Source organism: Streptomyces sp. NPDC101165 (genome assembly GCF_044768135.1).
GTDB lineage: Bacteria > Actinomycetota > Actinomycetes > Streptomycetales > Streptomycetaceae > Streptomyces.
Genome location: NZ_JBIWPG010000002.1, coordinates 657,287 through 670,742, shown reverse-complemented (window position 1 = coordinate 670,742; position 13,456 = coordinate 657,287). Strand labels below are relative to the sequence as shown.

Sequence of the window (13,456 nt, the reverse complement as noted above, 5' to 3'; positions counted from 1 at the left end):
TGCGGGGCGGCCGGGGCGCGGCGGACCGGTGCGGGCCGGGCCGGCAGGTCGGTGAGGTGTCCCGCTCCGCAGCGTCGAGCTGCAGGCTGCGCACCAGGGCTTCCAGGACCTCGGGCGAGGGCAGCCCGGCCCGGTCCGGGGTGATCCGGGCACGGCGGGTGCGCAGGGCGTCGACCAGCTCGCGACTGCGGCCGCCACCGGCGCCTCCAGCGGCTGGACGACCTGGTCGCCCGGCGGGCATTCTCATCCCTTCTTCGCCGATTTCCGCTTTCCGCGCGCTCCGGAATTGGGTGCGACGTCAGTGCCGGGTGACGGCGTCTAAAGGTTCTGCTCACGTTCCGAGAACAGAAAGCTTTCCTTTTCGGGCACGAGTTTCGAGCACGAGCAACCGCCCGAGGCCGCGCGCCGGCCGAGGACGGCCGCAGCGGCCGCACCACCCCCGACGAGCCACTGCAGCGGCCTGCACGGTGCCCCACCGGCACCGGGCGGGGCCAGTCGCCCCGTCCGCGGCCTCGGGCGGCGCGGGCCGGCGCCGGAACCGGACATGGGAAGCCGCGAATAATGCGTGATCAATTCGGCAGATATTGACCGCCGCGGGGCAATTCCCGAACCCACACACATCCGCGCATCGAAAAGGGAGAAAGGATTTCCTGCGAAGGAGGTATCCCGACTACGGCGGCCTCGCGGATCTGGCCCGGGCGGGTGAACGGTGATCGCCGCGTCGGCGTGTCGACCACCGTCCTGACGTCAGGAGACGTCACATCGTTTCTGCGCCTACGGCGCCTGGTGGGGCGGGTGGGACTCGAACCCACGGCCGACGGATTATGAGTCCGCTGCTCTAACCGGCTGAGCTACCGCCCCATAGCGGCGTGTCGCGTACATGTGTGCGCGCCGTCTGCCGCAGCATAGCCGCTCATACGATCTCCTGCTTCGGATGGTCGGCTTCTGCGCTGCTTCCTGACCTTGAGGACTTCGACGCGCGCGCCGTGGTTCCCGCGGACATGAAAAAGGACCCCGAAGGGTCCTCGTTCAGCGTGCTCCCCCGACTGGACTCGAACCAGTAACCTGCCGGTTAACAGCCGGCTGCTCTGCCAATTGAGCTACGGAGGACCGAAGCTCCCCCGACTGGACTCGAACCAGTAACCTGCCGGTTAACAGCCGGCTGCTCTGCCAATTGAGCTACGGAGGATCGCCTCGTTGCATCGAACGTACCTACCTGGGTGTTCGCCAGGCGGCGGGCGCTCGCTGCGACACATACATTAGCGCAAGCAGGGGGGTGCTCCGCCAATCGGTTCCCCCCGGTCCCGAACGCCGCACCACAGACCTACCCCAGGGAAGGGTGGCAGCCATGCGCTACCGGCTCACGTTCGTCGCCGGACTGGCCCTCGGTTACGTACTCGGCACGAGGGCGGGACGCGAGCGCTACGAGCAGCTGAAGAAGTCCGCTCGTCAGATCGCGCAGAACCCCGCCGTACGCAACACCGCGGAGACCGCCGCCCAGCAGGGCCGCGTGTACGCGGGCAAGGCCTTCCACACGGTCACCCACAAGGTCGGCGACCATGTCCCCGATTCGGTGACCCAACGCGTCCGCTCCCTCCGCGAGCGCAACACCAACGGCTTCCCGGAGGACGACTGGGGCACGAGCAACACGTAGGGGGCCTTCACACACGGCCCGCGCCCGCCGACCGACACGCGCCCCGCAACGAGTCGGCGCCCACGGCCATGGCAGGCGCAGCGATGCGGCAGAATTTTGGACATGGGGATAGTCGCCGGGTTGGACAGCTCGCCCGATTTCACGCGCATCGTCGTCTGTGACGCCGACACGGGCGCCGTACTCAGGCAGGGGTACGCCCCGCATCCGGTGGAGACGCCGGAAGGCGCGGGCGGGCGGCCCAGCGACGTGGATCCGCAGGCCTGGCTGCTGTCCCTGGGCGAGGCCGCGGGGGGCGGCCTGCTGGAGGGCGTGCAGGCCATCGGTGTCTCCTCGCAGCAGAACGCGCTGGTTCCGCTGGACGCGCAGGGCAACACGGTGCGTCCGGCGCTGGTCGGCGGCGACAAGCGGGCGCAGGTCGCGGCGGCCGACCTCATCGACGCGCTCGGCGGCCGGGAGGCCTGGGCGCAGGCGGTCGGCTGTGTGCCGCAGGCCGCGCAGCCGGTGACCAAGCTGCGCTGGCTCGCGAAGAACGAACCGGAGAACGCCCACCGGATCGCCGCCCTGCTGCAGGCTCATGACTGGCTGGTGTGGCAGCTGCTGGGGCGGCCCGTGCGCCGGACCACCGACCGCGGCGGAGCCTCCGGCACCGGGTACTGGTCCGCCGCGACCGGCGGCTACCGGCCCGACCTGGTCGAGCTGGCGCTCGGCCACCAGGCGATGCTGCCCGAGGTGATCGGCCCGGCGGACGCGGCCGGTACGACCCCGGAGGGGCTGCTGATCTCGGCCGGGACCGGGGAGACCATGGCCGCCGCGTTCGGGCTCGGGATCGGGCTCGGGGACGCGGTCGTGTCGCTCGGGGCCTCCGGGTCCGTGATGGCCGTGCACCCGGAGGCGCTCGCCGACCAGGCCGGGATGATCACGTCCCTCGCCGACGCCACCGGCATGCACCTGCCGGTCGTCACCACCCTGAACGCCGTACGCACCCTGCGCGGCACCGCCGAACTCCTCGGCCTGCCGGACCTGGAGAGCCTGTCCGAGCTGGCGATGAAGTCGACTCCGGGGTCGCACGGGCTGGTGCTCCTGCCGTACCTGGAGGGTGAGCGGACGCCGAGCCTGCCGCACACCGCCGGGACCCTCGCCGGGCTGCGGCGCGAGTCGATGAAGCCCGAGCATCTGGCGCGGGCCTCGTTCGAGGGCATGCTGTGCGGGCTGGCCGACGCGCTGGACGTGCTGCGCGGGCGGGGCGTGGAGGTGCGGCGGGTCTTCCTGCTGGGCCAGGCCGCCGAGCTGCCCGCCGTACAGGCCGCGGCGCCGTCGCTGTTCGGCGCGCAGGTGGTCGTACCGCAGCCCGCGGACTACGCGGCGATCGGCGCGGCCCGGCAGGCCGCGTGGGCGCTCGGTGTGTCGCAGGGCACACTCGACCCGCGCACCCCGCCGGCCTGGCCGGGGCCGGCCGCGCAGGTCCTGGAGCCGGGCGACCAACTGGCTGTGGGGCAGGCCGTGCGGCAGCAGTTCGTGTCGGTGCGGGAGCAGACCCACCCCGGGGCATTTCGCCCATAGAGCTGCAAACCCACAAGGCCGTAAAGGCACCGCTGTTGGGTTAATCGGTTGAGGTAACGCGGGTGGGGTGTTCGACGATAGGGGCCAGGGGCAACCGACCAGCCCCTACCGGCGACTCCGAGAGACGTAGCGTGCTCATACGACTTCTGCGGACCTACCTCAGGCCCTACAAAAAACCCATAGCTCTCCTGGTGCTGCTGCAGTTCCTGCAGACCTGCGCCACCCTCTACCTGCCCACACTCAACGCGCACATCATCGACAACGGCGTCGTGAAGGGGGACACGGGTTACATCCTGTCCTTCGGCGCCCTGATGATCGGCATCTCGCTGGCCCAGGTCGTCTGCAACATCGGTGCCGTGTACTACGGCGCCCGCACCGCCTCCGCGCTCGGCCGGGACGTGCGCGGCGCCGTGTTCGACCGGGTGCAGTCCTTCTCCTCCCGTGAGGTGGGTCACTTCGGGGCGCCCTCACTCATCACCCGTACGACCAACGACGTGCAGCAGGTCCAGATGCTGGCCCTGATGACGTTCACGCTGATGGTGTCGGCGCCCATCATGTGTGTCGGCGGGATCGTGCTGGCGCTCGGCCTGGACGTGCCGCTGTCCGCGGTGCTCATCGCCGTCGTGCCCGTGCTCGGCATCTCCGTGACGCTGATCGTGCGCCGGCTGCGGCCGCTGTTCCGGTCCATGCAGGTCCGCCTGGACACGGTGAACCGGGTGCTGCGCGAGCAGATCACCGGCAACCGGGTGATCCGCGCCTTCGTCCGGGACGAGTACGAGCAGGGCCGGTTCGGGAAGGCGAACGGCGACCTGACCGAGATGCAGCTGGCCACCGGCCGGATGCTCGCGCTGATGTTCCCGATCGTCATGACGGTGGTGAACCTGTCGTCGATCGCAGTGGTGTGGTTCGGCGCGCACCGCATCGACAGCGGCGGGATGCAGATCGGCGACCTGACCGCGTTCCTCGCCTATCTGATGCAGATCGTCATGTCCGTGATGATGGCCACCTTCATGTTCATGATGGTGCCGCGCGCGGAGGTGTGCGCCGAGCGCATCCAGGAGGTCCTGGAGACCGACTCGAGCGTGGTGCCGCCGCTCTCCCCGGTCGTCGAGCTGCGCCGGCACGGGCATCTGGAGATCCGGGGCGCCGGCTTCCGCTATCCGGGTGCCGAGGAGCCGGTGCTGAAGTCCATCAACCTGGTGGCCAGGCCGGGTGAGACGACCGCCGTCATCGGCTCGACCGGCAGCGGCAAGTCGACGCTGCTCGGCCTGGTCCCGCGGCTGTTCGACGCCACCGAGGGCGAGGTCCTGGTGGACGGTGTCGACGTCCAGCAGGTCGAGCCGACGCTGCTCGCGAAGACCGTCGGGCTCGTGCCGCAGAAGCCGTACCTCTTCGCGGGGACGGTCGCGACCAACCTGCGCTACGGCAACCCGGACGCCACCGACGAGGAACTGTGGCACGCGCTGGAGGTGGCACAGGCCAAGGACTTCGTGCAGAAGCTGGAGGGCGGCCTGGGCGCGCCGATCGCGCAGGGCGGCACCAACGTGTCGGGCGGTCAGCGCCAGCGCCTCGCCATCGCCCGCACGCTGGTACAGCGCCCGGAGATCTACCTCTTCGACGACTCCTTCTCCGCGCTCGACTACGCGACGGACGCGGCGCTGCGCTCGGCGCTCGCCCAGGAGACCGCCGAGGCGACCGTCGTCATCGTCGCCCAGCGTGTGGCGACCATCCGGGACGCGGACCGGATCGTCGTGCTGGACGAGGGCCTGGTGGTCGGCACCGGCCGGCACCACGAGCTGATGGCGGGCAACGAGACGTACCGGGAGATCGTGCTCTCCCAGCTCACGGAAGCGGAGGCTGCCTGATGGCCGGGCCCATGGGACGCATGATGGCCGGGGGCGGCCCCGACCAGCGCTCGATGGACTTCAAGGGCTCGGGCAAACGGCTCGTCGCCCGGTTCAGGCCCGAACGGGTCACCATCTACGCCCTGCTGCTGTGCGTGGTCGTCAGCGTCGCCCTGAACGTGATCGGCCCGAAGATCCTCGGCAGGGCCACCGACCTGGTGTTCGCCGGCATCATCGGCCGGAAGATGCCGGCCGGGGCCACCAAGGAGCAGGTGCTCCAGTCGATGCGCGAGCGGGGCCAGGGCTCCATCGCGGACATGCTGAAGAGCACCGACTTCACCCCCGGCAAGGGCATCGACTTCGATGCCGTCGGGAACGTCCTGCTGCTCGCGCTGTGCACCTTCCTGGTCGCCGGTCTGCTGATGGCGATCGCCACCCGGCTGGTCAACCGGGCCGTGAACCGCACGATGTACCGGATGCGCGAGGACGTGCAGACGAAGCTGTCCCGGCTGCCGCTGTCGTACTTCGACAAGCGCCAGCGCGGCGAGGTGCTCTCGCGGGCCACCAACGACATCGACAACATCGGGCAGACGCTGCAGCAGTCGATGGGCCAGCTGATCAACTCGGTGCTGACCATCATCGGCGTGCTCGCGATGATGTTCTGGGTCTCCTGGATCCTCGCGCTGGTCGCGCTGGTGACGGTGCCGCTGTCGTTCGTGGTCGCCACCCGGATCGGCAAGCGGTCGCAGCCGCACTTCGTGCAGCAGTGGCGCTCCACCGGCAAGCTGAACGCGCACGTCGAGGAGATGTACACCGGGCACACCCTGGTGAAGGTGTTCGGGCGGCAGCAGGAGTCGGCGAAGCAGTTCGCCGAGCAGAACGAGGCGCTGTACGAGGCCGGGTTCAGGGCGCAGTTCAACAGCGGTGTGATGCAGCCGCTGATGATGTTCGTGTCGAACCTGAACTATGTGCTGGTGGCGGTCGTCGGTGGCCTCAGGGTCGCGTCGGGCGCGCTGTCCATCGGTGACGTGCAGGCCTTCATCCAGTACTCGCGGCAGTTCTCGATGCCGCTGACGCAGGTCGCGTCGATGGCGAACCTGGTGCAGTCGGGTGTCGCCTCGGCCGAGCGGGTCTTCGAACTCCTGGACGCGGAGGAGCAGGAGGCGGATCCGGTACCGGGCGAGCGGCCGGCGGAACTGCGCGGGCGGGTGGCGCTGGAGGGCGTGTCCTTCCGGTACGACCCGGAGAAGCCGCTGATCGAGGACCTCTCGCTGACGGTGGAGCCCGGGCAGACCGTGGCGATCGTCGGCCCGACCGGTGCCGGCAAGACCACGCTGGTCAACCTGCTGATGCGGTTCTACGACGTCTCGGGCGGGCGGATCACCCTGGACGGCGTGGACATCCGGAAGATGTCCCGGGACGAACTGCGGTCCGGGATCGGCATGGTGCTGCAGGACACCTGGCTGTTCGGCGGCAGCATCGCGGACAACATCGCCTACGGCGCCTCGCGCGAGGTCACCCCGGGTGAGATCGAGGAGGCGGCGCGGGCGGCCCACGCGGACCGCTTCGTCCGCACCCTGCCCGAGGGGTACGACACCGTGATCGACGACGAGGGCACGGGGGTCAGCGCCGGTGAGAAGCAGCTCATCACCATCGCGCGGGCGTTCCTGTCCGACCCGACGATCCTGGTGCTGGACGAGGCGACCAGCTCCGTCGACACCCGCACCGAGGTGCTGATCCAGAAGGCGATGGCCAAACTCGCCGACGGGCGGACCTCGTTCGTCATCGCGCACCGGCTCTCCACCATCCGGGACGCCGACACGATCCTGGTGATGGAGAACGGCTCGATCGTCGAACAGGGCGCCCACGCGGAGCTGCTGGAGTTGAACGGGGCGTACGCGCGGCTGTACAAGGCCCAGTTCGCGCAGGCCGTGGCCGAGGTCGACTGATTCCCGGGGGGTCGCTCACGTCAGGTGGGCGGCCCCCTCAGTCCAGGTATCCCCGCAACTGGTCCGCGAAGGCGTGGTCCCTGAGCTTGTTCAGCGTCTTCGACTCGATCTGGCGGATCCGTTCCCGGGTGACGCCGAACAGGCGCCCTATCTCCTCCAGGGTGCGCGGGCGGCCGTCGGCCAGGCCGTAGCGGAGCTGGACGACCTTGCGTTCCCGCTCGCCGAGAGTGGAGAGCACGGCCTCCAGGTGCTCGCGGAGCAGCAGGAACGCGGCCGACTCGACAGGGCTCGTGGCGTCGCCGTCCTCGATGAGGTCGCCGAGCGCGACGTCGTCCTCCTCGCCGACCGGGGCGTGCAGGGACACCGGCTCCTGGGCCAGGCGCAGCACCTCGCCGACCCGCTCGGGGGCCAGGTCCAGATGCGCGGCGACCTCTTCCGGCGTCGGCTCGTAGCCGCGTTCCTGGAGCATGCGGCGCTGCACCCGGACGACCCGGTTGATCAGCTCCACCACGTGCACGGGGACACGGATGGTGCGGGCCTGGTCGGCCAGGGCGCGGGACATGGCCTGCCGGATCCACCAGGTGGCGTAGGTGGAGAACTTGTAGCCGCGGGCGTAGTCGAACTTCTCCACGGCCCGGATGAGCCCGAGGTTGCCCTCCTGCACCAGGTCGAGCATGGTCAGGCCGCGGCCGACGTACCGCTTGGCGACGGAGACCACGAGCCGCAGGTTGGCCTCGATGAGGCGGCGCTTGGCCATCCGGCCCATGACGACGAGCCGGTCCAGGTCGAGCGCGAGCTGGCTGTCCAGGTCGGGGGTGCTGACCAGCTTCTCCTCGGCGAACAGCCCCGCCTCGACCCGGCGGGCGAGTTCGACCTCCTCCGCCGCGGTGAGCAGCGGGATGCGGCCGATCTCGCGCAGGTACTGCCGGAACAGGTCCGAGGAGGGCCCGCCGGTGTCGGCACGGGCGGCGCGCGGGGCCTCGACGGGTTCGGGGGCCTCCTCCGGCGCCTCGGGCTCGTCCGGTTCCTCCCGCAGTGCCTCGGCGGGCGGCTCCGCCGGCTCGGGGGCGCCTTCCGGGTGTCCGAGGGCGCGGCCCTGCGGGGGCACGGCCACGAGGACGTCGGACTCGGCGTCCGACTCGTCGGCGGTGGCGCTGGTGCTGCTGTCGGTCTGGCTGAGGGTCTGGGTCTGCACGGGGGCGACCTCCAGGATGATCGCTGCTCAAGGTGTGCGGCAGCGGTACTTCGGGAGCGAAGAGTCGACGGCCTGCGCTCCTGGACAGGCCCTGGGGACTCGGGCACCGCCCCCAGTGTGGGGGAAGACACATCTCCGCCACGAGGGGCTTGCGGTGACTTTTTGCATCCGGCTCGTGACCGGTTGGTGACCAGGGCCGGAAAACCCGGGTGCCGCACCCCGGCCGGTCTGCGACGATCTCCCGGTGTCCGGACTCCTGTACGAAACCCATGTGACCGTCGACTGCGCGGCCCCCGCCGAGGCGGAGCGGCTGCGTGTCTGGGCCGGTGCCGCGGGGCTGAAGCTGACGCACATCGTGCTGGCCCGCGGCCGGATGCGGCAGCAGCCGATGCTCACCCTCGCCGGATCGACGTCGTACGCCGAGGAGTCGGAGCGGGCGGACCGGACCGTGGCGGCGCTGCGGGCGGACGGCTTCGCGCCGGTCCGGGTGAAGATCGAGTCGGCGCCGTGGGCGCCGGAGGTGCCGGCCGGGCCGTGTGGGGTCGGGCGGTCCCTCGGACAGTATTTCGAGCACCACGTGAAGCTGCTGCTGGACGCCGACACCGACCTCGGCGCACTGACCGCACGGGTCGTCCCGCACGGCGCTCACCTGTCGTGGAACGCCCGGCGGGTGCAGCAGGGCGGACGGCACGAACGGTTCGTGACGCAGCGCTGCCGGGGCGTGGCGGACGAGGACGCGGGGCGGGCGCTGGAGCGGCTGCTGGCGGAGCTGGACGGGTTCGACGTGCTGTCCGTGGAGCGGGAGTTCGTGCTCCACGACAGCGACGAGTCGGTGGACGAGGGGTGGCTCGAGGACGGGCCGACGCGGGAGGTACGGGCATGAGCGGGACCTGGCAGGACTTCGGATGGCGGAGCACGGAGATCCCCCGGGAGCCCCTGGACGACGTGACCCGGCGGGCGCAGGACCTGCCGAGGACGCTGGTCAGGGTGCCCGGTGACGACGTCGTGCAGCGGTCCGTCTTCGAGCCGGCCCTGAAGCAGTACCAGAACGCCTACCGGGCCACCGACCCCGTCTTCGCCGACCCGGCCCGGGGCGAGGCCTGGCATACGGCCCGGCGGCGGGCGCTGCACCTCGTGCTGGCCGCGGTCGCGGACTCGGAGTGGGTCGAGTCGCTGGTGCTGCGCGGCAGCGTACTGATGGAGGCCTGGTTCGGCGAGGCCGCCCGGGAGCCCGGTGACCTGGACTTCGTCGTCGTACCGCGCTCGTGGCACATCCATGACGCGGCGACGCCGCGGATGTTCGACGGCGTCGCGGCCGCGGCGGAGGCGTTCGCCGTGGCGCACGGGGAAGGGGTGTCCCTCTGCGCGCGGGGCGCGGTGGTCGAGGACATCTGGACCTACGACCGCGTGCCCGGCCGACGGCTGATGCTGCCCTGGTCGGCGCCCGGCCTGCCCGGCGGGCACGTCCAGCTCGACTTCGTCTTCGGCGAGGAGCTGCCCGAACCGCCCGAGCCGGCGCAGTTGCCCGGCGGCCCGGTCCTGCTCGCGGCCACACCCGCGCTGTCGCTCGCCTGGAAGCTCATGTGGCTGATCGACGACGCGTACCCGCAGGGCAAGGACCTCTACGACGCCGTGCTCCTGGCCGAATGCCACCCGCTCCCCTACGACCTGCTGCTGCGCGTCTTCCACCTCTCGGGCAGCGAGACCCTGGCCGGCCGGCACCGCAAGGAGGTCACCCTGGCGGACGTGGCGCAGGCCGCGGGGTACGTCGAGTGGAACCACTTCGCCACCGAGTACCCCCAGTTCGCCGAAAGGGAGCGGGAGTTCGCGGAACGCCTGGTGCGGGCGGTGGCACCGGCGTTCGAGGACACCTCAGAGGGCGGTGGCACCCCGCGTCTTTAGGGATTGGTCGTACTGCTGCAGGACCCACAGTTCGTTCCGCGCCGCGGCCAGCTGGGCCGGGTCGCCCCCCGCCTCCAGCCGCCTGACGGTGATCTGGATCTCCTGGACACGGCGCTCCACGGCACGGCGGCGCACGGTCACGAGCTGCTCACCGGCGTAGTTCTCGTCGACGGCCCTGCGCATGATCGCTTCCACGGCCAGTTCGGTGACCATCGCGCGGACCGTGTCCTCAGGGGCCGCCTCGCGGACCCGCATCAGGTACTCCTGCGCGTCCTGCATGCCGTACTCGGCGCCGCCCGCGTCCAGGATGGCCTGGCGCACGGCAGCGTACGGGGCGGCGGTGAACTCGTCGACGCCATACGCGTCGAACGCCGGTGAGACCAGTTCCGGGCGCTGCAGGGCGAGCTTGAGAAGTTCGCGCTCGGTGGCGAAGACGGGGTTGCGGAGCTGGAGCGCGGGGCCCCCGGAGGCCGACCGGGGAGCGGCCTCGTACGGCTGCGGAGACGAGGGTACCGGCCCCTTGCCACCGCGCTCACGGGCCCAGCGGGCCAGTTGGGCCACGCGCTTGACCACGAACTGGGTGTCGAGGATGCCGAGCATACCGGCGAGTTCGACGGCCACCTCGTGCTGGGCGCCGCTGTTCTTGATGCGGGCGACGATCGGCGCGGCCTCGTCCAGGGCGGCCGCGCGGCCGGCCGGGGTGTCGAGGTCGTAGCGGCTCACGATCTGCCGCAGCGCGAACTCGAAGAGCGGGGTGCGGGGTTCGGCCAGGTCGGCGACCGCCTCGTCGCCCTTGGCCAGGCGCAGCTCGCAAGGGTCCATGCCGTCGGGCGCGATCGCGATGTAGGTCTCGGCGGCGAACTTCTGGTCGTCCTCGAAAGCGCGCAGGGCCGCCTTCTGGCCGGCCGCGTCGCCGTCGAAGGTGAAGATCACCCGGGCCGAGCCGTTGTCCATGAGGAGCCGGCGGAGGATCTTGATGTGGTCGCCGCCGAAGGCCGTGCCGCAGGTGGCGATGGCCGTCGTCACACCGGCCAGATGACAGGCCATGACGTCCGTGTAGCCCTCGACGACGACGGCCCGGCTGGACTTGGCGATGTTCTGCTTGGCGAGGTCGATGCCGTACAGGACCTGGGACTTCTTGTAGATCGCCGTATCGGGCGTGTTCAGGTACTTCGGGCCGTTGTCCGCCTCGTACAGCTTGCGGGCGCCGAAGCCGACGACCTCGCCGCCGATGTCCCGGATGGGCCACATCAGCCGGCCCCGGAACCGGTCGATCGGACCGCGGCGGCCCTCCTGCGACAGTCCGGAGAGGACCAGCTCCTTATCCGTGAAGCCCTTGCCGCGCAGGTAGCGGGTGAGGTGGTCCCAGCCCTGGGGGCTGTAGCCGACACCGAAGTGGACGGCGGCGGCCTGGTCGAAGCCGCGATCGGCGAGGAAGATCCGGCCGGTCTCGGCCTCGGGGCTGGTGGCGAGCTGCTCGGCGTACCACTGGGCGGCGATCTTGTGCGCCTCGACCAGACGGATGCGCTCACCGCGCTGGTGGGCGGGGTTGTACCCGCCCTCCTCGTAGCGCAGCGTGATGCCGGCCTGGGCGGCCAGGCGCTCGACCGCCTCCGAGAAGGAGAGGTGGTCCACCTTCATGACGAAGGTGAGGGTGTCGCCGCCCTCCTGGCAGCCGAAGCAGTGGAAGAGTCCCTTGCTCGGGCTGACCTGGAAGGACGGCGACTTCTCGTCGTGGAAGGGGCACAGCCCCTTGAGGTTGCCGCCACCGGCGTTGCGCAGCTGGAGGTACTCGGAGACCACGGCGTCGATCGGGACCGCGTCCCGTACCGCCTTCACGTCCTCGTCGTTGATCCGTCCTGCCACGAGGTGATTCTACGGGGGCGGACCGACACTCAAGGGACGAGGCTTTCGAGCGGAATGTGCGGGTCCGCCAGCGCCTCCGTGTTCACCTGGGCCTGGGAGCGGATCAGCTTCTGGATCTGCTCTGTGACATCCCACACGTTCACGTTCATCCCGGCCAGGACGCGCCCCTCCTTGATCCAGAACGCGATGAACTCCCGCTTGCCCGCGTCGCCCCGGATGACGACCTCGTCGTAGGAGCCCGGCGGCGCCCAGCCGCTGTACTCCATCCCGAGGTCGTACTGGTCGGTGAAGAAGTAGGGCATCCGGTCGTAGACGACGTCGCTGCCGAGCATGGCGCGGGCGGCGGCCGGGCCGCCGTTGAGGGCGTTGGCCCAGTGCTCGACCCGGATCCGGGTGCCGAAGAGCGCCAGCGGGAACGCGGCCACGTCGCCGGCCGCGTGGATGTCCGGGTCGGAGGTGCACAGCCGCTCGTCCACGACGACACCGCCCCCGTGCGCCCGGTCGGCGATCTCCAGCCCCGCCGACTCCGCGAGCGCGGTCCGCGGCGCCGCGCCGATCGCCGCGAGGACGGCGTGCGCCGGGTGCTCCTCGCCGTCGTCGGTGCGCACGGCGAGGACCATGCCGTCCTGGCCGACGATCTCGGTGAGCCGGACGCCGAAGCGGAAGCGGACGCCGTGCTCGCGGTGCAGCTCGGCGAAGACGTTGCCCAGCTCCGGGCCGAGCACACTGTGCAGCGGGGTCACATGCGGTTCGATGACGGTCACCTCGGCGCCGTACTCGCGGGCCGCCGCCGCGACCTCCAGGCCGATCCAGCCGGCCCCCGCGATCACCAGGTGCCCGTTGTCCCGGCCGAGGTGCTGGAGGACGCCCTTGAGCCGCTCGGCGTGGGCGAGGCGGCGCAGATGGTGGACGCCCACGAGGCCGGTGCCGGGGATGTCGAGGCGGCGGGGCTCCGCGCCGGTGGCGAGCAGGAGTTTGTCGTAGTGGACGAGGGTGCCGTCGTCGCCGAAGCGGACGGTCTTCGCGACGCGGTCGATCCGGTCGACGGTCTGGCCGAGATGCAGCTCGACGTCGTTCTGCGCGTACCAGGCCGGCTCGTGCACGAAGACGCTGTCCCGCTCCTCCTTGCCGAGCAGAAAGCCCTTGGACAGGGGCGGGCGCTCGTACGGGTGGTCACGCTCGTCGCAGATCAGTATCACCCGGCCGCTGAAGCCCTCCGCCCGGAGCGTCTCGGCCGCCTTCGCACCGGCGAGACCGCCTCCGACGATGACGAATGTCTGATCCGCGTCGACCACTTGATGCCTCCTCGTAAGGGTGCCGCCACATGCGAGCGTCCCGCACGCAGCGTGATGCGGGAAGAGGGATTGACCCGATCAGGCCACTCAGAGGCTCATTCCTTCCCTCAGGCCTCCCGGAGGGTGCTCCGGCTATCAGGCCGGGAGAAGCGCGGGTCTCGTCAGGATGGCCCGGCCGGGCCGGGGTGGAC

8 protein-coding genes, 3 tRNA genes and 1 pseudogene are annotated in these 13,456 nt (G+C 70.7%); 6 read left to right on the top strand and 6 right to left on the bottom strand.

What is annotated here, in order from left to right; all coding sequences use genetic code 11:
- Nucleotides 1-784 precede the first annotated feature (784 nt).
- The 3 genes from ACIRVH_RS06470 to ACIRVH_RS06460 form a co-directional block, all read right to left on the bottom strand.
- Nucleotides 785-861, bottom strand: a tRNA-Ile gene (locus ACIRVH_RS06470).
- 176 nt (nt 862-1,037) lie between these two features.
- Nucleotides 1,038-1,110: transfer RNA gene (locus tag ACIRVH_RS06465), tRNA-Asn, on the bottom strand.
- Between the two features lie 6 nt (nt 1,111-1,116).
- A tRNA-Asn gene (locus ACIRVH_RS06460) sits at nt 1,117-1,189 on the bottom strand.
- A 159-nt stretch (nt 1,190-1,348) separates the two neighbouring features.
- Here ACIRVH_RS06460 and ACIRVH_RS06455 point away from each other — a divergent pair.
- From ACIRVH_RS06455 to ACIRVH_RS06440, 4 genes are all read left to right on the top strand, one after another.
- Entirely contained in the window at nt 1,349-1,654 is a 306-nt protein-coding gene (locus tag ACIRVH_RS06455) for a hypothetical protein (protein WP_094217941.1), read from the top strand.
- A 102-nt stretch (nt 1,655-1,756) separates the two neighbouring features.
- Nucleotides 1,757-3,214, top strand: a complete 1,458-nt coding sequence (locus ACIRVH_RS06450) for an FGGY-family carbohydrate kinase (RefSeq protein ID WP_403948677.1) — start codon at nt 1,757-1,759, stop codon at nt 3,212-3,214.
- 131 nt (nt 3,215-3,345) lie between these two features.
- A complete protein-coding gene (locus ACIRVH_RS06445; RefSeq protein ID WP_403948675.1) occupies nt 3,346-5,079 on the top strand; it encodes an ABC transporter ATP-binding protein in 1,734 nt (577 codons plus the stop codon).
- Nucleotides 5,079-7,007, top strand: a complete 1,929-nt coding sequence (locus ACIRVH_RS06440) for an ABC transporter ATP-binding protein (protein ID WP_403948673.1) — start codon at nt 5,079-5,081, stop codon at nt 7,005-7,007. Before ACIRVH_RS06445 ends, ACIRVH_RS06440 begins: the two co-directional genes overlap by 1 nt.
- 37 nt (nt 7,008-7,044) lie before the next feature.
- On the opposite strand, the pseudogene ACIRVH_RS06435 reads toward ACIRVH_RS06440, so the two are convergent.
- A pseudogene (locus ACIRVH_RS06435) lies at nt 7,045-8,245 on the bottom strand (RNA polymerase sigma factor).
- A 201-nt stretch (nt 8,246-8,446) separates the two neighbouring features.
- On the opposite strand from ACIRVH_RS06435, the gene ACIRVH_RS06430 reads away from it, so the two are divergent.
- Together ACIRVH_RS06430 and ACIRVH_RS06425 are read left to right on the top strand one after the other, a co-directional pair.
- Entirely contained in the window at nt 8,447-9,085 is a 639-nt protein-coding gene (locus tag ACIRVH_RS06430) for a hypothetical protein (protein WP_403948672.1), read from the top strand.
- Complete coding sequence (locus tag ACIRVH_RS06425) at nt 9,082-10,104, top strand: nucleotidyl transferase AbiEii/AbiGii toxin family protein (RefSeq protein WP_403948670.1); 1,023 nt, start codon at nt 9,082-9,084, stop codon at nt 10,102-10,104. Before ACIRVH_RS06430 ends, ACIRVH_RS06425 begins: the two co-directional genes overlap by 4 nt.
- Here the strand turns inward: ACIRVH_RS06425 and dnaG are convergent.
- Both dnaG and ACIRVH_RS06415 read right to left on the bottom strand, forming a co-directional pair.
- Nucleotides 10,075-11,970 carry a DNA primase gene (dnaG, locus tag ACIRVH_RS06420; protein ID WP_403948669.1) on the bottom strand — a complete coding sequence of 632 codons (1,896 nt, stop codon included), beginning with the start codon at nt 11,968-11,970 and terminating at the stop codon, nt 10,075-10,077. The two genes, ACIRVH_RS06425 and dnaG, sit on opposite strands and share 30 nt — an antisense overlap.
- A 29-nt stretch (nt 11,971-11,999) precedes the next feature.
- On the bottom strand, nt 12,000-13,265 hold the full coding sequence (locus ACIRVH_RS06415; RefSeq protein WP_403948668.1) for an NAD(P)/FAD-dependent oxidoreductase: 1,266 nt from the start codon (nt 13,263-13,265) through the stop codon (nt 12,000-12,002).
- Between the last annotated feature and the right edge of the window lie 191 nt (nt 13,266-13,456).